23 protein-coding genes, 4 pseudogenes and 1 riboswitch are annotated in these 21,937 nt (G+C 58.7%); of the genes and pseudogenes, 13 read left to right on the plus strand and 14 right to left on the minus strand.

Translation table 11 applies throughout. The annotated features are described in order from the left end of the window. Positions 1 to 8: 8 nt before the first annotated feature. Positions 9 to 201 (plus strand): annotated as a pseudogene (locus ACS5Q1_RS03645) (DDE-type integrase/transposase/recombinase); the annotation flags it as partial. A gap of 903 nt (positions 202 to 1,104) precedes the next feature. Here the strand turns inward: ACS5Q1_RS03645 and ACS5Q1_RS03650 are convergent. Continuing rightward, positions 1,105 to 1,434 (minus strand): hypothetical protein, encoded by a 330-nt coding sequence (locus ACS5Q1_RS03650; protein ID WP_473096915.1) that lies wholly within the window; start codon positions 1,432 to 1,434, stop codon positions 1,105 to 1,107. A gap of 56 nt (positions 1,435 to 1,490) precedes the next feature. On the opposite strand from ACS5Q1_RS03650, the pseudogene ACS5Q1_RS03655 reads away from it, so the two are divergent. From ACS5Q1_RS03655 to ACS5Q1_RS03680, 6 genes and pseudogenes are all read left to right on the plus strand, one after another. Continuing rightward, a pseudogene (locus tag ACS5Q1_RS03655) lies at positions 1,491 to 1,607 on the plus strand (hypothetical protein); the annotation flags it as partial. Between the two features lie 36 nt (positions 1,608 to 1,643). Next, the gene (locus ACS5Q1_RS03660) at positions 1,644 to 1,796 is read left to right on the plus strand and encodes a DUF7696 family protein (RefSeq protein ID WP_473096916.1); all 153 of its coding nucleotides are present in this window, start codon (positions 1,644 to 1,646) and stop codon (positions 1,794 to 1,796) included. Between the two features lie 1,003 nt (positions 1,797 to 2,799). Beyond that, on the plus strand, positions 2,800 to 3,795 hold the full coding sequence (locus tag ACS5Q1_RS03665; RefSeq protein ID WP_473096917.1) for a phasin family protein: 996 nt from the start codon (positions 2,800 to 2,802) through the stop codon (positions 3,793 to 3,795). A 1,059-nt stretch (positions 3,796 to 4,854) separates the two neighbouring features. After that, a complete protein-coding gene (locus ACS5Q1_RS03670) occupies positions 4,855 to 6,741 on the plus strand; it encodes a DNA/RNA non-specific endonuclease (RefSeq protein WP_473096918.1) in 1,887 nt (628 codons plus the stop codon). Positions 6,742 to 7,215: 474 nt separating this feature from the next. Then, the gene (locus tag ACS5Q1_RS03675; RefSeq protein WP_473096919.1) at positions 7,216 to 8,106 is read left to right on the plus strand and encodes a LysR family transcriptional regulator; all 891 of its coding nucleotides are present in this window, start codon (positions 7,216 to 7,218) and stop codon (positions 8,104 to 8,106) included. Positions 8,107 to 8,314: 208 nt separating this feature from the next. Further along, the gene (locus ACS5Q1_RS03680; protein WP_473096920.1) at positions 8,315 to 8,443 is read left to right on the plus strand and encodes a hypothetical protein; all 129 of its coding nucleotides are present in this window, start codon (positions 8,315 to 8,317) and stop codon (positions 8,441 to 8,443) included. A 108-nt stretch (positions 8,444 to 8,551) separates the two neighbouring features. Here the strand turns inward: ACS5Q1_RS03680 and ACS5Q1_RS03685 are convergent, their stop codons facing one another. Next, the gene (locus ACS5Q1_RS03685) at positions 8,552 to 8,719 is read right to left on the minus strand and encodes a hypothetical protein (protein WP_473096921.1); all 168 of its coding nucleotides are present in this window, start codon (positions 8,717 to 8,719) and stop codon (positions 8,552 to 8,554) included. 40 nt (positions 8,720 to 8,759) lie between these two features. On the opposite strand from ACS5Q1_RS03685, the gene arsC reads away from it, so the two are divergent. Further along, positions 8,760 to 9,185, plus strand: a complete 426-nt coding sequence (gene arsC, locus ACS5Q1_RS03690) for an arsenate reductase (glutaredoxin) (RefSeq protein ID WP_473096922.1) — start codon at positions 8,760 to 8,762, stop codon at positions 9,183 to 9,185. Then, positions 9,182 to 9,873: pseudogene (locus ACS5Q1_RS03695) on the plus strand (aquaporin). Before arsC ends, ACS5Q1_RS03695 begins: the two are co-directional and overlap by 4 nt. 122 nt (positions 9,874 to 9,995) lie before the next feature. Here the strand turns inward: ACS5Q1_RS03695 and ACS5Q1_RS03700 are convergent. The 3 genes from ACS5Q1_RS03700 to ACS5Q1_RS03710 form a co-directional block, all read right to left on the minus strand. Beyond that, positions 9,996 to 10,697 (minus strand): CbtA family protein, encoded by a 702-nt coding sequence (locus ACS5Q1_RS03700; RefSeq protein ID WP_473096923.1) that lies wholly within the window; start codon positions 10,695 to 10,697, stop codon positions 9,996 to 9,998. Positions 10,698 to 10,709: 12 nt separating this feature from the next. Then, positions 10,710 to 10,895 carry a CbtB domain-containing protein gene (locus tag ACS5Q1_RS03705; RefSeq protein WP_473096924.1) on the minus strand — a complete coding sequence of 62 codons (186 nt, stop codon included), beginning with the start codon at positions 10,893 to 10,895 and terminating at the stop codon, positions 10,710 to 10,712. 32 nt (positions 10,896 to 10,927) lie between these two features. After that, positions 10,928 to 11,124, minus strand: a riboswitch (cobalamin riboswitch). Positions 11,125 to 11,596: 472 nt separating this feature from the next. After that, positions 11,597 to 11,830 (minus strand): hypothetical protein, encoded by a 234-nt coding sequence (locus ACS5Q1_RS03710; protein ID WP_473096925.1) that lies wholly within the window; start codon positions 11,828 to 11,830, stop codon positions 11,597 to 11,599. A 104-nt stretch (positions 11,831 to 11,934) separates the two neighbouring features. Here ACS5Q1_RS03710 and ACS5Q1_RS03715 point away from each other — a divergent pair, with 104 nt between their 5' ends. Both ACS5Q1_RS03715 and ACS5Q1_RS03720 read left to right on the plus strand, forming a co-directional pair. Then, positions 11,935 to 12,864 (plus strand): RNA-guided endonuclease InsQ/TnpB family protein, encoded by a 930-nt coding sequence (locus tag ACS5Q1_RS03715; protein ID WP_473096926.1) that lies wholly within the window; start codon positions 11,935 to 11,937, stop codon positions 12,862 to 12,864. A 9-nt stretch (positions 12,865 to 12,873) separates the two neighbouring features. Continuing rightward, a complete protein-coding gene (locus ACS5Q1_RS03720) occupies positions 12,874 to 13,152 on the plus strand; it encodes a zinc ribbon domain-containing protein (protein ID WP_473096927.1) in 279 nt (92 codons plus the stop codon). Positions 13,153 to 13,604: 452 nt separating this feature from the next. Here ACS5Q1_RS03720 and ACS5Q1_RS03725 read toward each other — a convergent pair whose 3' ends face one another. After that, positions 13,605 to 13,793 (minus strand): transposase, encoded by a 189-nt coding sequence (locus ACS5Q1_RS03725; protein WP_473097004.1) that lies wholly within the window; start codon positions 13,791 to 13,793, stop codon positions 13,605 to 13,607. Positions 13,794 to 14,488: 695 nt separating this feature from the next. Here ACS5Q1_RS03725 and ACS5Q1_RS03730 point away from each other — a divergent pair. After that, complete coding sequence (locus tag ACS5Q1_RS03730; RefSeq protein ID WP_473096928.1) at positions 14,489 to 14,644, plus strand: DUF1127 domain-containing protein; 156 nt, start codon at positions 14,489 to 14,491, stop codon at positions 14,642 to 14,644. Positions 14,645 to 14,901: 257 nt separating this feature from the next. Here ACS5Q1_RS03730 and ACS5Q1_RS03735 read toward each other — a convergent pair. The 3 genes and pseudogenes from ACS5Q1_RS03735 to ACS5Q1_RS03745 all read right to left on the minus strand — a co-directional run. Then, a pseudogene (locus ACS5Q1_RS03735) lies at positions 14,902 to 15,108 on the minus strand (DDE-type integrase/transposase/recombinase); the annotation flags it as partial. A 530-nt stretch (positions 15,109 to 15,638) separates the two neighbouring features. Beyond that, on the minus strand, positions 15,639 to 15,827 hold the full coding sequence (locus tag ACS5Q1_RS03740) for a hypothetical protein (RefSeq protein WP_473096929.1): 189 nt from the start codon (positions 15,825 to 15,827) through the stop codon (positions 15,639 to 15,641). A 16-nt stretch (positions 15,828 to 15,843) separates the two neighbouring features. Further along, positions 15,844 to 16,029: a hypothetical protein gene (locus ACS5Q1_RS03745; protein WP_473096930.1), complete on the minus strand. Its 186-nt coding sequence runs from the start codon at positions 16,027 to 16,029 to the stop codon at positions 15,844 to 15,846. 964 nt (positions 16,030 to 16,993) lie between these two features. Between ACS5Q1_RS03745 and ACS5Q1_RS03750 the strand changes: the two genes are divergently transcribed. Then, positions 16,994 to 17,203: a cold-shock protein gene (locus ACS5Q1_RS03750; RefSeq protein ID WP_473096931.1), complete on the plus strand. Its 210-nt coding sequence runs from the start codon at positions 16,994 to 16,996 to the stop codon at positions 17,201 to 17,203. An 82-nt stretch (positions 17,204 to 17,285) separates the two neighbouring features. On the opposite strand, the gene ACS5Q1_RS03755 is transcribed toward ACS5Q1_RS03750, so the two are convergent. The 5 genes from ACS5Q1_RS03755 to ACS5Q1_RS03775 form a co-directional block, all read right to left on the minus strand. Then, positions 17,286 to 17,960 carry a hypothetical protein gene (locus ACS5Q1_RS03755; protein ID WP_473096932.1) on the minus strand — a complete coding sequence of 225 codons (675 nt, stop codon included), beginning with the start codon at positions 17,958 to 17,960 and terminating at the stop codon, positions 17,286 to 17,288. A 168-nt stretch (positions 17,961 to 18,128) separates the two neighbouring features. Next, positions 18,129 to 19,196: a sulfate/molybdate ABC transporter ATP-binding protein gene (locus ACS5Q1_RS03760; RefSeq protein WP_473096933.1), complete on the minus strand. Its 1,068-nt coding sequence runs from the start codon at positions 19,194 to 19,196 to the stop codon at positions 18,129 to 18,131. Then, on the minus strand, positions 19,180 to 20,061 hold the full coding sequence (gene cysW / locus ACS5Q1_RS03765; RefSeq protein ID WP_473096934.1) for a sulfate ABC transporter permease subunit CysW: 882 nt from the start codon (positions 20,059 to 20,061) through the stop codon (positions 19,180 to 19,182). The genes ACS5Q1_RS03760 and cysW overlap by 17 nt, the downstream gene beginning before the upstream one ends. Then, the gene (cysT, locus tag ACS5Q1_RS03770) at positions 20,054 to 20,902 is read right to left on the minus strand and encodes a sulfate ABC transporter permease subunit CysT (RefSeq protein ID WP_473096935.1); all 849 of its coding nucleotides are present in this window, start codon (positions 20,900 to 20,902) and stop codon (positions 20,054 to 20,056) included. Before cysT ends, cysW begins: the two co-directional genes overlap by 8 nt. Before the next feature lie 2 nt (positions 20,903 to 20,904). Next, positions 20,905 to 21,882, minus strand: coding sequence for a sulfate ABC transporter substrate-binding protein (locus ACS5Q1_RS03775; RefSeq protein ID WP_473097005.1), 978 nt, complete (start codon positions 21,880 to 21,882; stop codon positions 20,905 to 20,907). Positions 21,883 to 21,937 lie beyond the last annotated feature (55 nt).

Below are 21,937 nucleotides of genomic sequence, written 5' to 3' on the forward strand. Positions count from 1 at the left end.
AATGAAAGTATCTTTACCGGACTATCGACAGTGATGGCGACACCGTTGAGTGCTGATTCAGCGCGTGGCAGCAATCTCGCTGCCGCCAAGCGGTTCCTGAGCCGAGCGCTTAAGCGGCATGGCCGCCCGGGACGGATCGTAATCGATAGCAGCCGGACCAACCGAGAGGCGATCCTGTCCTGCGATACGACAGATTCGATTTGCTTCTATCCTGTTGGTTCAAGTCCAGAGTTGCGACAGAACCAATCTAAGGGCCCTGTCTTGGTGGCCCTGGGCCTCCTGCCGGGCGATGTGATGCAGGAAAGTCTCATCCCAATGCGGAATCGAGCTGCCTACAGAATCACGCTTTATCAGCCAGCTCTCGTCTGCGCCTATGCGCCGATCTCTCAGCGGTTGCCTCTCCATGCGGTACTGGTGCATTGCCCTTGCTGTCCCCGCACTCACTGTTGGTTTCGCGGTAACGCTTGTCCTTTGCTTGGACAGGGTTGCTCCTCAGATTCGAAGGATCGGCAGGAAGCCATAACCGCCACTTCGCCGCCCCTCTTGAGCCGCAACGAATTCTTTACTCTGTCACCTCAGGATGCTCTCACCGGGCGTGACGCGAAACATCCCGATCCGGGGCGGAGATATCCTCCTCCGCTGACGCCCTGGTTGAGGTTTAGACAGCCCTCAGCCGGGGCGCTTCTATTTTATAGAGACGGCTTGGGTGATCTTGAACTGTGCCGGAGCTTGGCTGGGCTATTCGATCCTATCCATGACCGCCGGTGTTTCAACTGCACCCAAGCCGTCTCAATAACTATTACTCTTAACCCACTTGTTGACCGTGAGAGGCAAGGTCGTAATCTCCCGGGTGTGACATGCCTTCGGCTCGACAATGTCACGTACGCCCTGGCTGAGAGGCCCGCCCGCCTTCTCCGCCGGGGCATTTACTTTCGGGTGTTCTCTAGCCAAAAGTACGGCATGCTGCCGCGCCCATGTCGGGCGGCTTGTGCCCGTCGGCAAATCAGCTCACCCCCACATCAGCGGCCTATCAACGACAGCTATCGACGAGTCCCGGCATAGGCACGAATGGGCTGCCCTCCTGGACTCCTCATCGGACTTCCCCTATGTTTCCTTCCTCTGTTCCGGCGGCGCCAAGGCGGTGTCCTCATCGTCCATTTCCAGCGCTGTGAGCATCGCGGGAGGGACAGGAATGAGCAGGTCCTCTCGGTAGCGATTTCGCAGAACCTGCCCAATATGCTCGATGATGTGTCGTGGTAGGCGTGGTGTGCGGTGGTTAACCGCGCGGCTCTGCCGCCGGCTCTCTTCTGCCCCCATAGGCTTGTCTCCGTCACCGTTGATTGGCGCTTCTCGGATGCGAACCAGAACTGTCGTCAGGATCAAAGACAGCCGCGCCAAGCCGTTTGACGGCTCACCCACGGCGCGATCCGGCATCGACGTTGTCGGGGCCGGAAGCTCAGGTTCTTCTTTCATGACTTGCAGGGAAGACAAACTCCCAGATTGCTGGCAGCTTAGCCATCGACGAGAAAGTAGTGAAAGAGCACGTCAAGGCGATCCTGCGGAGGTCCAAAGTCCGCTTCAATAAGTCAGACCCCTCAGGAATCTGAGCTTGCCATTACTGCCGCGATACCGCCGCTACCTCCGTGCTTACCGGCCAACCCGACAGCACCTGGTCTGAGGAATGGTGGGTTAAATGTGAGGCCCGCGCCATACTGACGATGTCCAAGCATGAACAGGATGTCTTTTTCAGCGGCCGGAAGCCAGAGGCGATCTACGTAACTCCAAGCCAGATCTAAACCGTCATTGTCTCGGCAGACAGTCCAAAGGTGCAGGCCTCGATCGTCAGCATTAGGCTGCTTGCTCCGCAGCGTCGCCCGGATCCGGTGCCATGATCAGCACCGTGCGCTGCTTCGGCTGCGTCACGACCGCCGTCCACTCAATGCGCTCTGGGCAAGTCGCATTCGGTGGCCGCGGTGCTCCAGGAATTCGGTGTTCTGGCCGCTGGCGTCCTAAACGATCAAGGACACGAAAGCTCCGCCTAAGCGCCATGTCTGGTTTGCCAAGCATTGGAATCATATGCCTGTATCTGCTATGAATGATTCGAAGGCTGCGGGGGCTCGGCCTTCTGTTGCGTAGAACCCCTTACGCGATAATGGGGCGTGAGGGGTTCTTCTTTGTTTCACTGCTGTCACGGAGCGTAAGTGTCCCGCCTGTGCGGCTTAGATTGCTCACATACTCCTATTGTGTTCACTTTGCCCCTCATATGGCGTGCGCGCGAGGGACTTTTTCTATGCGGCTGCACTGAAATCAGCACCCGGTCGTTCCTTTCTCGGATGCTGGGACAGAAAGGTCCTTGAGCATGAGGTGGTACTCTTGGTGACCGCCAATGGCAGGTGGGACGGTCTTTCCCGTTGTCTGGGGCAGGGACCATCACCGCAGCCGCCGAAATTAGAGTGTGTCGGGGTGCCTTCAGGTCCTGCTTCATTCGTCTCAGGTCACCCATTTTCACCGGCGGTCCGTCTTGATCTCGACCCCACAAGCCAATTGCGAATCTTGGCTACGGCTGCGAATGCCATTGCACCGTCCAAGGCGAACATAGCCGTTTCTCCAGGCCCGCCTCGATCTCGTGGCGTGGCGTGGCGGAGCATCCCTACGGAGAAATCCAACGTCCTTGTCATATTGCTGTTGTGAACACACCTCAGGATTTCCGGATCAGCCAGTATTCAGCATCACCAGCTTCCAAGCCCCGCGATTCCGGCGCACAGCGCAAGGCAATCCTTTGACGAGTTGTGAGGAAAGATGGCAACTAACGGACGGCTCGGTCGGACACCACCGGACAAGGCTAACGAACTCTTCGACAAGCTGCTCGCCACGTCCGATAACGCGGTCAAAACCCGGGAGCGGCTATTCGTAGACCTGAAGGAAGAGTTGAAGCTTCTGGCCAATCTGCAGGAGCAGCATCTCTTTCCAGTCCTGAGGCGGCATGGGATGGATGACCTCCCGTGCGACGCCACCAGCGACAACGACGAAACGAGTGCGCTCCTGGCAGACCTGGAGCGTATGTCCAAGAACAGTAGCGAGTTCCTCGGCAAGGTGGCCGAGCTGAAAAGAGTATTCCAGCAGCATATCCGGGGTGACAAGAAGGAACTGCTTCCCGCCGTGCTCAAGGTCTTGAGCGACGCGGAAGCCAAGGCGGTCGTCGAACAAGTGGAGGGTGACATGGCAGGCATTGACGAGACCAAGCGAGCCGGGGCTCAGAGTTCCCACGAGCAGGTTGAAACTGTCCGGCGCGTGACGGATGACGTGGCGGATACCATGAGGGCTGGTATCGAGGGAGCCCAGACCATGGTCCGCACCATGCAGGAGGCGGTGGAGAGTAGCCTTGGCACCGTCTCGGAGGTGGCGCGCCGCTCGACCAGCCAGACCATGCGGCTTTTCGGTTTTCCGAATGGGGATGCACATGATCTGACCGGGCAAACCTCGGAGAACCTCCGCGCGGTGGCCCAATCCGGCACCGCCCTGGCCTGCGGGATTCAAGGTGTCTCCCACGAATGGCTCGAACTAAGCCGAAAGCGCCTGCAGCGGAATCTCGATGGCCTGGACCAACTCGCGCGCTGTCGGTCAGTCGCCGATCTGATCGCGACCCAAAGCACCCTCATCCGCGACAACCTGGAACAGACCCTCGAGACCAGCCGCCGCATGGCGGAACTGACGATCCAAGTGGCCGATGAGGCGACCCGGACCATAACAACGCGAGCTGAGCAAACGGCGCAGCGCTTCAGCCGTGTGGCTTAGGGACCGCCACAGCGATCACACTGGTTAGCTCTTGGCTCACGAGCCAGGAGCGGTCGACGAACAGATCCCGAAACGAATGCGAGGTGGTTGCATCTCGCCTACCTCCTGGGCTGCCGATGCGGTGCTCGTCGTCCGACGGATTTCATGGCGCGATCATGAACCCAAGGCATCGGCAGGCTCATAATGTTCGCCCTGTCCAAAACCGTGTTTGAAGACATGGGTGCTTAGAGAATCTCGCACCAGCCGGCCGGATACATCATGGGACATGCCACAGCCTGTTACAGTTGATCGGATCGGGTGTTACCACGTTAACAGGCATTGGGCGCATTGAGGGAACTCTCAATGCCTCACGGATCAAGCGGCGACGCCTGCCGCGGTTCACCAGTTCGTCATAGCGCTGAGGCAATGCAGATGGGTGGCAAGGGCACAACGACAGGCTCACTCTCGAAAAACAGAGAGGACGTTGAGCGATTCTTCTGCTTTGAGCTTGTTGCCGTGGAGTTGGAGGAGAGCAAGGCGATCCCTCCCCTCGTCGCGTCGGACGTTACACCCATCGATCTTTGCAGGTTTAATATTTTCGAACATACCTATTTTCGGATTAAGGGCGAACTTACAAGCATCGAAGGATTCAATAGCATTGATCCGAAGGGCTCGGGCCAATGAAGCAGAAAGCATTTTGTGGCTGTGACCTGTCCTCATCGCCGGACATACACACCACTTGAACTTTTCCAGCAGGCGCGGATCCTACCCATTATCAGGTCAAGAGGCAGTTTTAACTCAAGCGGCAGAAGGGGGTGAGGGATGAACCGGGCAGAGCTAGATCAACTCGTTACCGAACGCATTGCGACAACCCGGGATCAACGGAGTCGATCACGGCGCCTGATCGCCAAGGGACAGGCCCGCTATGCTGAAGAGGATGATCTCCGTCGCGAAGGCTTCGCCCGCCGAATGGCGGCTCGGGACCAACCGGTGCCTGAAGGTGCGGAGACCACCCAGGGTGACACCGCTGATTTCGTCGACGCTGTGTTCCTCACGTTGGGAGCCCGGGCGGCCCGTTCCGTGGCCCACATCGTCGGTGACGAGGGTCGTACCTCACTTGGCTCTGGGTTCATGATCAGTCCCAGCCTGTTCATCACGAATAATCACGTGCTGCTTGATGAGGAAACGGCTGCGGCGGCATGGATCATGTTCAACTTTGAGCGCGGCGAGCGACTGGCAGCCGTCGAACCGTCTGTGTTCAAACTGCGACCTGACCTCTTCTTTTACACCGTCGGCTGGAAGGATCTCGATTTCACGTTAGTAGCCGTGGGGGATCGCGTGCATGGGCGCGGGAGCCTCGCCGACCAGGGCTTCTGCCCTCTTAGTGATCGGCCCGATAAGCACGCCAAAGGTGCTGCCGTTAACATCGTCCAGCACCCTAACGGTTGGCACAAGAAAATCGTGCTGCGCGAAAACCGTATCATGGGTCGGCTCGACCGCGTCCTTCACTATGAGGCCGATACAGAAGGCGGATCGTCAGGATCGCCGGTCTTCAATGATGCGTGGGAAGTTGTCGCTCTGCACCATTGGGGCAAGCCATTCCTGGAAATGCGCACGGTCGATGGGCAGGAAGTCCCTATCACGGTCAACGAAGGCGTGCGGATTAGCAGGATTGTCGAACACCTGCGAGCCTCTCTGCCAAAGATGGCCGATGGTGAGCAACGTCGTCTCCTGCTGGAAGCCCTAGACGCTACGCCGCCGTCGCATCCTCAAGAGATCAGTTCACCCGAGGGAGAAACGAACATTGGTTCCGGAGGAGAGCGCACGATGGGGAACTCAATTAAGGCGTCTGCATCCGAGGCTACCCTGATTATTCCGCTGGAGGTCGCTATCCGACTACCAGGATATGCAGTTGACTCTCCCGCGCTAGCCCCTGTCGTGCGCTCCGAGAGGCGCCAGCTGTCACCTCCAGAAAGTGTGTCCAGCGCTGCCTCCTCGGTACAGGTCGACACTGAGAGAGGTCCTGAGAGGGTTGTCCTTGATCGTAATTATACCAACAGGCGTGGTTACGACCCAGGATTTCTGCCGGGTTTTAAACTCCCTCTCACCCCCATCGTCGCGCCCGTCCAAGACGACATTGCGCCACTCAATCCGGATGAGCCAAACCATGAGACGGGTGAACTGAAGTATCAACATTTCAGCGTCATCATGAATGCCGATCGCCGACTTTCCTTCCTCACGGCAACCAACATCGACGGGTCTACCTACATCGACATTGATCGCGAAACCGGACTGCCGAGCGAGATCGGGGCGGAGGGAGAGACCTGGTACGACGATCCACGCATGGACCCTTCGCATTACGTTGGGCAAAGCTTTTACTCGGCGAACAGCACCTATTTTGACCGAGGTCATCTGACCCGCCGGACCGATCCGACTTGGGGCACCCCGACCAAGGCGGTTCGCGCCAACGCGGACACGTTTCACCGAACCAATTGTACGCCTCAGCACTGGCTGTTCAACCAATCACTCAAGTTCTGGCAGGGGATTGAGCGATACTATCTTGAGTTTGGCGCCACCATGGACCGATCGCGCATGACGGTCCTCCAGGGTCCTGTATTCAGCCAGGACGATCCAAGCTATGACGATCTCAATGACCAGGGCATTTTCGTTCCACTGACATTCTGGAAGGTCGTCATTCGGATGATTGATGGCGAGCCTCGCGTGACCGGGTTTCTTGCTAGTCATGAGAAGCTCCTCAAGCGCCGGCGCACCACGTTGCGGGAGAACAAGGCCTCGGAAGTAGCCCCGGAAGTCGATGAATATCTCGCCTCCCTGCAGCGAATTGAACGGGTGACGGGTTTCGACATGAGCAGTCTCAAGCCGCATGACACCTTCGAGGGGCAGGCACCAGAAGGAGCTGAAGGGAGTGGGATCCGGGTCATTCGGTCCTTCAGCGACTTGCCTTGAAAGTGGCCAGAGGGAGACGGGCTGTACCTTAGCGTTCCGGGACGATTCCTAAAAGTCCGCGACCATTTGGGGTGCGGGAAGCGCCAGGGCGCAGCAGCCACTCATCGCGGTGCCCTTCGGCAACAACTGGCTCGCTTAGGCCAAGCACGGCGGCTATTACAAATCTTTGCGGACAGCACCTGCGAGCGATAGGACCTGAAGGTCAGTGAGCCATATGGCAGCATGAACTGTAGCCGCAACACCAGTGTGCATTCTGCGCTTTCAATGAAGCAGCTCCAAGCATGTCGGTGAAGCCTGTCATACGAATGCGAACTCCGGCTTTTAGAACCCGAGTCCGCTCGAGGACCTGTCCCTTTGCTTCCCGCATCAAGGTGGGTCTAGGGATGACCCACGACGATCTGGCGCTCAGTGTAGGAATTACAGCTTGGCGCCGCCTCAGCCACACGCTAGGAGAGCTGCCAAAGGGGATTTGCTGTGGACTGGGAGAAAGTTCGGCTGTTCTATGAAGTGGCTCAGGCTGGTAACTTTACCCGGGCCGGCGAGAAACTCGGACTGAACCAATCATCCATTAGCCGGATGATTGCTGCCCTCGAACGCGATCTGACGGTGAAGTTGTTTCATCGTCATGCCCGGGGCTTGATCCTGACCGAGCACGGTGATGTTCTGTTTCGCAGCGCCCGTGACGTCTGGAAGCGCTTGGAGGCAACACACGCGCACCTGAAGGACACCAAAGAGAGCCCAAGCGGGCACCTCAAGGTAACAGCGACGGTGGGTCTTGGTGGGACCTGGCTCGCCAGACGGATCTCCGAGTTTCTGGATCTATACCCTGAGATTCAGATCGAGCTCATCCTGACCAATGATGAACTCGACCTCGCCATGCGCGAAGCCGACATCGCCGTCCGGCTACGGCAGCCGATCCAGGCTGATTTGATCCAGCGGCGGCTCTTCACGGTTCAATACTATCCCTACGCCTCACGCTCCTATCTCGAGCAGGTGGGGGAACCGAAAGGCATAGAGGATCTCGACCGTCACCGGGTCGTCTGTCTGGGAGGTCATCAACCGGATTACATCCTGGACATGCATCAACTCATCTCATTAGGACGTGACGCCAGTAATCCCCGTGAGCCGCATCTGGTGGTCAATGACAGCATGGCATTGAAGCACGCCCTCCAGGCTGGGGCCGGCATTGGTATGGCGTCGGCTTACGCGATGGAGGGAGCACCGGGTATCGTGCGGATCCTTCGAGATCTCGATTGGCCCCATTTAGACACCTATCTCGTGTACCCGGAGGAAATGCGCTCGGTGGCGCGCCTGCAGGTGTTCCGCGATTTTCTGGTCATGAAGGCGAGGAGCTGGGCTTATTGAGTATTACCTGGGGCGAACAGGGCTGTATCGCAAATCTGGCCTAGAGCCGCAAAGATGGAACGTGTAGTAGCTGGAACGATACCTGGCAGGCGTTCATGCAGCGAGCAGTTCGACATCTTGGCTGCGTAAGACCAGAGGATGAATTAGCTGTCTGTCTGCCTTCACCGAAAATCCGCGACAGAATCGTTCAGAGAGTTCGTACACTTTCATGATGTCTGCTGAACCCGCTTTGCTGGTGATGCTCTCGGTCGTCCAGATCGAGTACCGTTTCACGGCTGGCATGAACGCGACGTCAAACCGCGACGCCGTCTTCCAGGACGTCATCGCTCTGTCATAGAGCGGATCTAAGGCTCCCGCTACGGTCTGCGACAGCGCCGCCGGCGAGGCTTGTCCGATTTGGCCCGGCCATCCGGCCTCCGCCCACTGAGGCATCGAGGATTCCGCATCAATGCAGGGCACCGATATCGAGACGGAGCGCGCCTTTGCCCAAGCGTTCAAGGTCCTCAGGAACCGGATCTCCACCTTCTTGGCGCTGCCGATGGCGAGCCTCGACCAGATCGCCCTCACCCATCACCTGGGGGTAATCGGGCGCCTGGAGGGCGCGACCCCGCAACCGTATTTCCCTTCGACCGCCCCTTCATCTGAGGCTTCCCATGGACGTGATCATCTACCACAACCCGGACTGCGGTACGTCGCGCAACACGCTCGGCCTGATCCGCAACGCCCGCATCGAGCCGCACGTGATTGAGTATTTGAAGACGCCACCGTCCCGGCTCCTGCTGCGGCAGCTCATTGACCGCATGGGCATCCTGGTGCGCGAGGCCATCCGCAAGAAGGGCACGCCCTACAAGGAACTCGGTCTGGATGATCCGGCCGTGAGCGACGATCAGCTCCTCGACGCCATGATGGCGCACCCCATCCTCATCAACAGGCCCATCGTCGTCACGCCGCAGGGCGTGCGCTTGTGCCGGCCGTCGGAGGCGGTGCTCGATCTCCTGCCGCAGCAGCAGGGCGAGTTCGTCAAGGAGGATGGCGAGCGCGTGGTGGACGAGCACGGGCGGCGGGTGGCAAGCTCATGACCGACACCTTTCCACCCGCGCAGCGCCTCGCCGCCGAGGCGCTCGGGACCGGCCTGCTCGTCGCCACGGTCGTCGGCTCAGGCATCATGGCCGACAAGCTCGCGGGCGGGAACGTAGCGCTGGCCCTGCTCGGCAATACGATCCCGACCGGGGCGATCCTGGTGGTGCTGATCTTAGGCCTCGGGCCGATCTCCGGCGCCCACTTCAACCCAGTGGTGTCGCTGGTCATAGGCCTCACCCGCGCCCTCCCCTGGCCGGAGGTCGGCTGGTACACGCTCGCCAGATTGTCGGTGGCTGCCTCGGCACGCTCGTGGCCCACGGCATGTTCGACCTGCCGCTGCTCCAGCTCGCCGGAACCGCCCGGACCGGGCCGGCGCAGTGGTTTGCTGAGGCTGTCGCCACCTTCGGGCTGCTCGTCACGATCCTGACGATCGTCCGGTTCCGGATCGAGGCCATTCCCTTCGCAGTCGGCCTGTACATCACGGCGGCTTACTGGTTCACCGCCTCGACTTCGTTTGCCAATCCAGCCGTGACGATCGCACGCTGCCTGACGAACACCTTCGCCGGGATCGCGCCGGGCAACGTGCCGATGTTCATCGTCGCGCAGGTCCTCGGGGCCCTCGCCGCCTTGGGGCTGATGCGCTGGCTGATCCAACGACAATTCCGGACCCGAGCCCACTTGACATGAAGACAACACCCCGAATGGGTACTGTTAGGAAGGCAGGTCAGGCCATTTCTCGGACATTGCGTATAATCCTACCCGAAGCACCCCCCATTCGCATGGTTGCTTCAGGATGGGGCCGCCGTTCGTCACACCATCTGGCGTACCCGTGAGCGGATGAATCCTGCGGTTCCTCCGAGAACCACCCAGAAAACTAAGCTGATTACAGAAACCATCACACCAAAATCATGGGCTAAACCCGCAGGAATCGGATTCTCGAAGCTGTCGGGCTTCGGTGCACCGATCAGATGCGGCGCACCGATGAGTGCAATGCCCAGAATAGCAAGCGGCAAGGATCGCTTGAACACTAGCAAGGCAAGGCCAATGCCTGTCGCCAATGCGGTTGCGACCCACCAGATCTGGCGCTTGTCCAGTTCCGCAGCGGGCATGGCCGGCAATTCAGGCGGAAGGCCGAGGCCGGGCGCCAAGGTGAACACAGCGAACCCTGCTAGTCCCCAGAACACTCCCTGGTGCCAGCCAGTCATTCCACCCGTTACCTCGGATGCGGCGACAAGCAAGAGTGCGAAGCCAACAGCTGTCACTACGTTGGCAAGAGCGGTGTAGGCCGAGCGCTCGAAGCCATCTGCCGGAGCCCATTCATCCTCGTCGTGCGAATGAGGAGCCCCCGCGTTCGGCACTGCGGCATGTTCATGAGCCAGCCCGGCGTTCTCGAAGGTTTCGGCCTTCAAGATCAGTGGGACTGTGCCGGCATATTGCATGGCGGTCATCGCAACGCCCGCGACGAGTCCGGCGAGAGCGGCGATGAAGACGATGTTACGAAAGATGGCCATCGCCCTTGCCCCTCAGTGGCAGGGAAATGCAAGCGAGTGGCGCACATCATGCGCCGCGTTGTGGATGGCCTCGATATGTGAGAAGCCGGCGACCCCGACAACGAAAAGGCCGAGGAAAGCTGCAAGACCGATCTGGGCCAGCCGGGAAGCCGACGTAACCGATGCTTGAATCGGGAGTGAAGTCTGCTGAGTATTCATGGTTCATCCTTTGTCCTCCACCCGAGGACCTTGCGAAGATTCTGACGCCGGCAGGTCTCCTGGCTCACGGATCAGCGTGTTTCCTCTTGCCTTCCCAGGGGAATCCAGTGGCGCGTCGAGGAACACTCTCCGTCTACAGTTGCGGGGGCAGCCGCGGCGTTGGGCGAAAGACAGCCCGCACCGCATTCCCTACTTTTCCCCAAAGGGAACCGACACCTTAGCTATAACCCCATTCCACCAAATCACAAACGCAAAGACGACGAGGGATTGGCAGTTTCCGCTAGAGCTCGTCTGATATCACGACTTGTCAGATGGAAGCTCTGCGTGCTCGGAACGCCCGCCCTTTGAATCTTCGCTTGGGCCGCCCGTTCGAAGGCATCCTCATGCGACCCAAAAAAGGCCTCGCAGCTGTCCCGGGAAGCCACTTTAATCAAAGAGCGGAATGCCAGCCGGTGGACGAAGCAGCCGCCCTGGTGCCCTTCCGGCCTGAAAACCAGAGCATCGACATCTTGCCGCCATGTCGGGTCGTCAGAAGGCATTTTGGCGAAGGCCGTTCGCACATAGACATGGCTGACGCGCGATCATGCTTTGGCCCTCCTGCTTCAAGAGGTATATGTCCATGATCCAGTCCTTTTCCTCGCGGAGCGATTGATGGACATTCCCGATCCAATCCGCGACCTTCTCAATTCTACCCACGATGATCATGCTGATCGTTTCGTCCGGCATACCGCAATAGGCACCCAGTAGATGTAGGAATTGCGGACGATGCAACTGGTCAGATCCACGATGAAGCGACGGTAAATTTCTTTACGGACTTCGATAAGTTCGTTGATGGGAGAGCCATTGTCGATCATAAAGAAGATGTCGACTTTGTTGAGGGCCTCAATCGCCCGAACGGTCATAGGATCGAGATTTCTCGAGCCGAGACCGATCAAGTAGATCCTTTCATCGTTTCTTCGGCAGGAAACCCTGGCCTTTAGCCCTGGGGAGGAATGCCGCCCTTCTTGCTAACTGGGGCGAACGTATGTAGAACAAAGCCATGCTGTTCCGGCGCGGCTTTGTTTTTGAGCTTTACCCCGATTCGAGCCATGACGTGTTCCTCCGGCAGGGCATCGGCGTGTGCCGTCTGGTCTATAACCTAGGACTGGAACAGCGGCGAGATCACTACCGAAACTTCAAGCGGTCCACCGGCGGTAAGCTCAATTATGTGGCCCAGGCCCGGGAGCTGACGGCCTTGCGCCGGGAGTTCGACTGGATCGCAGCGGTGTCTCAGACGGCGCAGCACCAGGCGTTGCGGGACCTCGATAAGGCCTATCAGAATTTCTTCGCCGGCAGAGCAAAATATCCGACGCCGCGGAAGCGCGGTATGAACGATACGATCCGCTTTCAGGGCCGTGAGTGCGAGGTGAAGGCGCTCAACGCCAAGTGGGCAGCGGTAAAGCTGCCGAAGTTCGGCTGGGTCAAGTTCCGCCGCACACGGGATTTGCCAGGCGTGCTGAAGAACGTCACCATTTCGCTGAAAGCGGGCCGATGGCAGGTGACGTTCTGCTGCGAGTACGAGCGAGCAGTAGGTGCTCATCACGGTCCAGCGGTGGGCGGAGATGTCGGCATCGCGAACACGATCACACTGTCGACCGGCGAGATGATGTCACTGCCGATGGAGCGCATAAACGTGCTCAAACGGCAGCGGAAGCGAATTCAGAGAGCGGTTGCCCGCGGCCGGCTCGGATCGACGCGGAATCGGCGAGTAAAGCTGAAGGCTGCGCGGATCTCAGCCCGAATTGCCCGGATCCGGCGCCACTGGCAGCACGAAACCTCGAAGGCGTTGGCCGGGAGGTTCTCGGTGGTCGTGTTCGAGGATCTCAAGATCCGGAACATGACGGCGAGTGCGAGAGGAACCATAGAGGAGCCAAGTCGCAACGTCCGGCAGAAGGCTGGGCTGAACGAGGCCATCCTCGATCGGGGCTGAGGCGAGCTCGTGCGTCTGACTGAGTACAAGCTGGAAGAACGCGGAGGCCACGCTGCGTTTTCCGATCCGAGACGAACCTCGCAGGAGTGCTCCTCCTGCGGGCATGGCGATCCTGAGAGCCGCAAGAGCCAAGCGGTGTTCCGGTGTGTCGCCTGTGGCTTTGAACTCCATGCCGATGTGAACGCGGCGCGGAACATTTTACGGCGGTGGAACACACCGTTACGGGACGTGGACGGTTCTTGCTCTAAGCACCCGGACGAAGCGTCAACTCGAAAGGTGGCGGCGTAAGCTGTCACCCTGAAAATCCCCGCCTTTCAAGGCCGGGGAAGATGTTAACAAGAGTTCGTTTCAAAAAGCGAGTCACGGCCTTTTGGTCTTGGTCGACCGTATTGCATGATCAGCCGGTGAGCGTCCTCAGCCCACCGGATGTCTTTGCTTCAGCAGTGCGGACGGACTTCGGTCGCCTCAGGTCCAGCATACAACTGATGGCACGACCTGCAGTGGCGATCTCGGTCGCGGGATGCCGCCCCGCCCGCGAGTGTTGCGCTCCACCGACCACTCGTTTCGGCCGGCTGACGGCGGTCCTCACCAAAGCCCATCGAGGGTCCCCTGACCTCTTCTGCCAAGCCATGGTCCGTGATGCTTTGACGATGCCGATCACGCTAGGCCAGGTTCGCTTGTTACTGATCGCTCAACCCTGCCGCTGATCGAGGTGGAATGATCACATCAATATCAGAGTGTCACTCGACGACAGTGCGGTGGACGCCGGCCTGATTGTAGGCTCCATCTGCGACGAGGGAAGCAAGAGGAGCTGTCATCCGATCAGGCAAGGGCTCAACCTGCGTGCCATCGTCAACCTCGCTGGTCGTTAGTTCTGAGGCGAGAATCTGTCCGGTGTCTGCATCAACACCGATAGGTGCTTGCGCCAGGAGCGGCGCCTGCGGACATCATGCTTCCCGCCGGCCACTCGCCGGGCCCGCCGGGTCCCAGGCCTGTGCTGACCAGCCAGTGTGGTGCGAGGTGCGGCCTGCCAAGCGGAAAACGGTTCCGCGGAGAATTACACCGTGAGGCTTCCGCGCTGTCGCAGGGCAGTGTCATATCTGGCCTTGTTCCCCGCTTTGTGCCGCTGTCTGGGATGCAATGACGGCGAGCGCATGGACCTTGAAGGGCATGGCGGATCTTTGTCCAGACGGCGAACAGGCCGCTACGCTACCCGGCTCCGATCACCTACTTGCCCATGCGTGCAAAGGCCATCCGTGATCTCGGCTCAACTTGCACTGCCATTGATTGGGCTTGGTGCAGCCTTCCGGAGAGGATCCTCTCACTGGCTGCGGCACAAAATCTCCTACTTCCCACAGAGCCTCTGAACGGATTTTATGCGCCTCACCTCCTTGCTCACTGTCAGAAAGGAATGGAGGTAGAAGAAGCCTTCTACAGAACGCCCTTGTGATGCCCCGTGAGCAATCCGATTAACAATTTATGACAACAGCATGCATCGTGAGCATGTCTGCCTCAATTTTAGCATCACTGCAATTTTTTGCGTCGCACAGTTATAAATGTTGCACCGCACAGGCAAAAACAGCAGCTACCAGCCCTCACACTAGCGAATTGATAGGAGTTCCTCATGTTCGTGTCCCACGTCCTTGCTAAGTTCCGGGCTTACTGGCGTTATCGCGCGACAGTCAACGAGCTATCCAGGCTCTCCGATCGTGAACTCAATGACCTCGGCATCAGGCGCTTTCAGATCGACAGCATCGCTCGCCAAGCCGACTTGGGCTAATGTATATCTGCACTGCAGCAAAATTTCTCGCCCGCTCTTTGGCGGGCGTTCGCGTTCTAGACAACCTGCGTCATAGACTCCCCCTTCCCTCGGTTGTGTCTCTAGTTCGGAGCAATGGTGAGGAAACGACAACCTCCAACGAAATGGATTGAGATAAGTCCGCCTGCTCTGGGCTGGCAGATCAGACCCTAGCCGCTAGGGTGCTCCCGTACACTTGGGCTCGAGCTAACGAGTTGGAAGGGAACTTTGCTACACCTTCATGCCGCGATCTGCTCGAACTGCCCTGCAAGTGAGAGGTTCGAATGACAGGCGTACTTTACCTGCCCTTTGCGCATCATCTGAATCATCTCGATCTCGCCCACGATCACACGAGTGCTAGCCGGAGATTTGAAGCCGAGCATTGAACGAATGCGGCGTTTGATCCGCCGATGGTCCTGCACAATATAATCATTCAGATAGCGGCTTTATCACATCCGGATCGACTTCAGCTTGGGCTCTGACTTATCCTGCAACCGATTGCGATATCTTAGGATAGGATCGATTCTCGGTTGATCTGGCTGTCATCGATGCCGAGCCGCTCGGGACAGCGACGCCTCACTCGGCCATCATCTCCTCCAAGTTCTGCAGGCTCCGATTTTAGGCTAACTACCAACGGACGCAGAGAACGACCATTGTCTAATCGAAATACCTGCCCTTAAACACGTTGCCCTGCCTTTGAGACTTCAGTCGCAGTGGCGAGTAAGCGGAAATAAAAGTTGCGACTGAACCTTGAATACGTCAGGCAATGATCTGACAGACTATCTCGCAGAGAAAACCCATGACAAATGAGAAATATGGGAACCAAGGGAGACACGAGTGATGTTCCGGGTCGCAATCCACCCCAGTCTCTAATTCCGTTTCAAATATGGTTCGTTGTCGTGGATGCCTGCTTAGTCTAGATGTTGAACTGGCTCGGGCAGGACACCTCAAAACACCGGATGACGTGTTCGACCTCTTACGTCAGTTCCGTGCCCAGGCGCGAGACGATCAGGATCGTCTCGCAATGCCTCTGACCAACATGATTCCGCTTGAACTGATCCATGGTCACACGAGAAATTTCGTTGGCGGCCTGCACACGGAATGCTGAGAGAAAGAGCGTGGTCACAATGGCGACGACCGTAATCAATAGAGCCTTGGTGTTCATGCTGATCTCGGATTGTTTAGCGACGATACTTGGTGAACTTTGCGCGTGCGGCCCGGCTGGCATCCTCGATTGAGGGAAAGATCACCAGATCAAGCGACTTGAATGCCAAACCGGCAGCGAAGAAGCGGAAGCCGCCATCAGTGGCAACAACGATCCCGGCTGTAACGTCATCGACTTCAATGACATGCGTGGTATGTGACATGATGCAGGCCTCCTGCCGCCAGCAGGGAGCTGGCAGATGCAATTTTCTCAAGACGGAATCAGGGGCAGGATTTCAGAGGCGACACCCATCCTGGCTGTCGCGAAGCCGACACGCTGGGTGCCGCAGGATGAGGTTCAGCAACGGAACAATCATGACCGCAATCCTTTGATCGGATCACGAGGCACATGGTGCGCATCGTGACGCTTTAGCGTTTGGTGTCGCGGCGCAAGCTGCTCACTTCAAATCACCGCGGCTGCTTGAGTAGTGAATACGTTCAAACAGCCCAGTTATGGTGCCCGTACTCCCTCAAGCTGTCAACGAGAATGTTCTTTTAAAAGAACGCACGATTTGAAGACGTTTTACTCTCAAGCTACGCTTAGGATGAGAAGAATCTCTCCGTTGACAAGTTGGAAGCGGGATTTTCTTCGATGCGGTAAAACGTTCTTTCCCTTAGAAGTGCAACTCGTCTTGTCGGATGCTCGTTTCGTTTGAACAGTGCGCGTCACTCTGCACTATGCTCCTGATGGTCTCATCCTCAGCAGAAAAACGTAGCTGCTGGGAGCCGGTTGGATAAGACAGTATGATATCTGTTTGTGGTCTCATTGTCGGCGCTGACCGCGAGCCAGTTGTTTCGGTGACTAGGCGCTTCGTAGAGTGGCAAAGCACAGACGGTCAGCGATCGTTCCAGCCTCTGAAGGTGCTCCAGCTGTGAGCGCATTTAGAGGATCGCTACAGCTGATACAGCCACATACGCGAGCGCAGGACTTGCGAGTGCGCCTCTGAGCTGCACTTAGATTTTCTGAACTGCCTGCGTCTTCCCATTTTCGAAGCAAGCTGACTTGATCGCATCCGCTGAGCAGTTAGAATGCTCCTCGTATTGAGACGCTGCACCGCCCAACGCGAAAGCGGTATGGGTTTTGGATGTGGCCTCTCGCAGTTCTGCACAACAGAGGGAAGAATTTTCGTGGCGACAGGAACAGTCAAGTGGTTCAACGAGCAGAAGGGTTATGGCTTCATTCAGCCGGATGACGGCGGCAAGGATGTGTTTGTGCATATCAGTGCGGTCGAACGCTCGGGCCTGCGCGGCTTGGCGGAAGGGCAGAAGATCTCCTATGAGGTTCAGGCGGATCGCCGCACCGGCAAAGAATCGGCCGTGGATTTGAAGACGTCCTAATCAGGGCCGCATGCGCTCAATCGGGCCGCTCCGCAGGGGCGGCCGTCTGCCCCACCGAGAATTTCAGCGCACATCGGACGTATCAGCGCCCGCGAGGGCTCAGGGATCGGGCGAGTTCCCGGATGACGCTATCCTCGATTTCAAGGTCGTTCAGATCCTGCTCGTCGTCTGCTTCGGCCTCAGCCTCAGCTGACTTCAAGGGTGCAACAGGCTGAGGAGCCGCCGCTTGTGGCTGTTGGGCTCCAAAGCGGCCATCCAGGGTATCGAGCAGGCTATGGAGCGCCGTGTCTGTAACCTCAACCTCAGGCGCGGAAGGGGGCCCGGCCAGAGCCATGGAGCGGGCCTGGTAAGCAGGGTTCCCCGTGACCTCCGGGCCAAACCAGGCCAGCGGCTGAAACATGCGGGTCTGTTCAACTGTGACCGTAATTAAATCCAGCGGTCCCGGTGTGAGGAAACGGCGGAGAGTGACCGGTTGAGGGTCAATATTCAGGCTGACCTTCAGGTACTCCACCCGTCCAGCAGTCAGCTCCAGCAGAGCCTCTGCGTGAGAGCGGGGGATGTCCGTAGCCTGCTCGACTGGGCCGGCTGGTTGATTGGCGACCAGGATGAGCTGACCCGTCTCGCCCTCGATCTGCACATGAGTGCCGCGGCCCGAGCGATCCGGAAAGTAGCCCTGCCGGATGCGGTAGCCTCCCCTCTCCTTCTCGATCAGACGAGCAAGGGAGGGAGCGAGCAGAAAGACGCGAGCGGTGCTCATCAACTATCAGCCTTCCACAAAGGGTGTCGCTGGTTGCCCCAGCTAAGGTCAAGTTACGGTGTGAGGATGGATAGGAAGGGGGCAGCCACCGTTTCACGTCAGCAGATTGCCGGCGCATCTCGCTTGTCCTGTCAGCACGAAACCAGTCAGTGCCTGATGCCGGCACTCTCAGCCCTCCCGGAAGATCACACCGTCCTGGATGTCGAGACCGATCTCCTCGCCAACCCTTAGGTTCGTCACAAGAGGAGCCTCGATCTCGAGTCTCGTTCCATCAGCTTGCGTCACCTCGATCCGGCGCATGGACCCAAGGCGCCGAACGCCACTGATGAGGCCCTGATGATGTCCATGGCCGGCGTGTACCGGCTTCAGATGCCATGGACGGCAATAGAGGCTCGCCTGTCCAATGGTCGATTTCGGTGCAGCTACAGGAACAAGCTTTCCGTTCACCAGCACCCGCCCGTCGCGGATTTCGGCATTGAAGCGAGCAGCCTGACCGAGAAAGGTCATCACAAACGGCGTTGCGGGATGATCCTGGACATCATCGGGGCTACCAACCTGTTCGAGATGTCCGCGGTTAAGGACAGCGACCCGGTCTGCCAATTCCAGGGCTTCATCCTGATCGTGGGTGACGAAGACGGTCGTCTTTCCGGTGCGCTCGTGGATGTCACGCAGCCACGCCCGGAGATCCTTGCGCACTTTGGCATCAAGGGCCCCGAACGGCTCGTCGAGCAACAGGACGCGCGGCTCGACAGCGAGCGCTCGCGCCAAGGCCACACGCTGGCGCTGGCCGCCGGAGAGCTGCGACGGAAACCGGCTCTCGTAGCCAGAGAGCTGAACCAGATCGAGCAGCTCGGAAACGCGGCGCCGGATCTCGTGCTTAGACGGACGGTTTGCGCGCTCGCGCACCTTCAGACCATAGGCGATGTTGTCGGCAACGCTCATGTGCTTGAACAGGGCATAATGCTGAAAGACGAAGCCTACCTGACGCTTCTGCACCGGCAAAGTGGTGGCATCCAGACCACCGAAGAAGACCTGCCCCCGATTGGCCTCCACCAATCCGGCAATGATGCGCAGGAGCGTCGTCTTTCCGGAACCCGAGGGGCCAAGCAGCGCCAGGAGTTCTCCGGGACGGACATCCAGATGCACATCGTGAAGCGCGGCCGAACCCGCGAAGTGCTTCGTCACGCCTGCAATGCGGATATCGACCGCCTGGCTCCGCTCAATGGGATGAGCCACCGGCAAGATCGGCTCCGTGACGCCACTCGAGGAAAGACTTGAGCGCCAAGGTGACGAGGGCGAGGCCAGCGAGGAGCGAGGCAACGGCAAAGGCCGCAACGAAGTTGTACTCATTGTAGAGAATCTCCACATGAAGCGGGATGGTGTTGGTCAAGCCGCGGATGTGGCCCGACACGACAGAAACCGCACCGAACTCGCCCATGGCGCGCGCGTTGCACAGGAGGACGCCATACAGCAGCCCCCATTTGATGTTGGGCAGCGTCACCGTCAGGAACGTGCGCCAACCACTGGCCCCGAGGGTCAGGGCGGCCTCTTCCTCTGCCGTTCCCTGCTCCTGCATGAGAGGGATGAGCTGGCGTGCCACGAAGGGAAATGTCACGAAGATCGTAGCCAAGACGATCCCCGGCAATGCAAAGGCAATCTTGATGCCATGCGCCATGAGCCAAGGTCCGAACAATCCCTGCGCGCCGAAAAGAAGCAGGTAGATCAGGCCCGACACGACCGGCGAGACGGAAAACGGCAGGTCGATCAGGGTGATCAGCAGGCTCTTGCCCTTGAACTCGAACTTGGCGATGGCCCAGGACGCCATGAGACCGAATACGAGATTCAGAGGCACCGCGATTGCAGCGACTGTTAATGTCAGCTGGATCGCCGCCAGCGCATCGGCCTCCTGGAAAGCGGCAAGGAAGCCCCCGAGCCCTCGCCTGAAGGCTTCGGCGAAGACGACGACGAGTGGCAGAACCAAGAACAGAAGCAGGAAGGCGAGGGAAATCGTGATGGCCAGCCGCCGGATGAGCTTCTGCTCGGTCACGACGCTCTGCTGCGATGAAACCGGTGGGAGGAGAGCGGCGCTGAGATCAGACATGACCGAACCTCCTGCGGCTCCAAGCCTGAAGCAGGTTGATCAGCAAAAGCACTGAGAACGAGATCGCCAGCATAAGGGTCGCGATCACCGTCGCGCCGGTATAATCGTATTCCGACAGCTTGATCACGATCAGCAGCGGGGCGATTTCGGAAACATAGGGCAGGTTTCCGGCGATGAAGATCACCGATCCGTACTCTCCGACCGCGCGGGCAAAGGCCAATGCGAAGCCCGTCAGCACGCCGGGAAGAAGCGGAGGCAGGAGAACCTTCCAAAGAGTGTGCCAGCGCGAAGCGCCGAGGGTAGCAGAGGCCTCCTCCAGCTCGTGCTCGATTTCCGCAATCAGTGGCTGGACCGTGCGCACGGCAAAAGGCAGCCCAATGAATACCAGGGCAATGAAGATCCCTAAGGGCGTATAGGCCACCTTGAGACCCAGAGGCTCCAGAAGCGATCCCACCCAGCCATTCGGTGCGTAAAGCGCGGCAAGTGCAATGCCTGCGACAGCCGTTGGGAGGGCAAAAGGCAGATCGACAATGGCATCGATGAGCTTGCGGCCCGGGAAATCGTAGCGGGTGAGAACCCAGGCAATCAGGAGGCCGAAGAGAGAAGCGACGCCTGCAGCAAGCAGGGAGACACTGAAACTCGTCTCGAGGGCCGCAGCGACCCGGGGCTCGGTGGCAGTCGCAGCAATACCGGTGATCCCGATTCCTGAGGCCTTCACCACCAGCGCGCCGAGCGGCAGCAACACCAGCAATCCAAGGTACAGCAGCGTGTAACCGAGCGTGACGCCGAAGCCCGGCAGCACGCTCGCTTGCTTGAGACGCAGATAGGACGCAGAGCTCATGGTCAGCGCTTGCTGATCTGATCGAAGAGCCCGCCGGAATCGAAGTTGTTCTTCTGGATGTCGTCCCAGTTGCCCTGGAGCGACTCGATTGTGAACAGCTTCAGGTTCGGCAAAGCCGCGAGATCCTCCGGTTTGGCGGCTTCGGACTTGATCGGCCGGTAATGGTGCTTGGCAAAGATCGCCTGTGCCTTGTCGGTGTAAAGGAAGTTGAGGAAGGCCTCAGCCACCTTGCGTGTGCCCTTGGCGTCCACATTGCCCACGACGAGAGCGACCGGCGGCTCCGCCAGGATCGACAGCGTCGGCACCACGATCTCGAACTTGTCGCGCCCGAATTCGTCGAGGACGAGGAAGGCTTCGTTCTCCCATGCCGGAAGAACATCCCCGAGACCGCGCTGGGCGAAGGTCACGGTCGATCCGCGGGCGCCCGTATCGAGCACCGGAACGTTCTTGTAGAGGGCGGTCACGAACGCCTTCGCCTTGTCGACACTGCCGTCCTTGGTTTCCGAATAGCCCCAGGCTGCCAGGAAATTCCAGCGCCCGCCCGCGGAGGTCTTCGGATTGGGCGTGATGACCTGGACTCCTGGCTTCACAAGGTCGTCCCAGTCCTTGATCCCTTTCGGATTGCCCTTGCGAACGAGAAAGACGACAGTCGACGTATAGGGCAGCGAGTTGTTGGGCAGCTTGCTGCGCCAGTCGGATGGGATCTTCTTTGTCGCTTTCGCAATGGCATCAATGTCGGACGGAATGCCAAGCGTCACCACATCGGCGTCGATGCCGTCGATGACCGTACGAGCCTGAGCGCCGGATCCGCCGTGAGACGTCCGGATCGAGACGGTCTCACCCGCTTTTGCCTTCCAATCATCCGCAAAGGCCTGATTGATCTCGCGGTAGAGTTCCCGCGTCGGATCGTAGGATACGTTCAGCAACTGCGTCTGGGCCGATGCGGTGCTGGAGAGCGTCAGAAGGCCAGTGCATCCCATGAAAGCCAAACCGATAGCCGGCAGAATGGACCGCAACTGAGAATGTTTTTTCACT

The sequence above is a fragment of the Microvirga sp. GN3 genome (genome assembly GCF_055792825.1).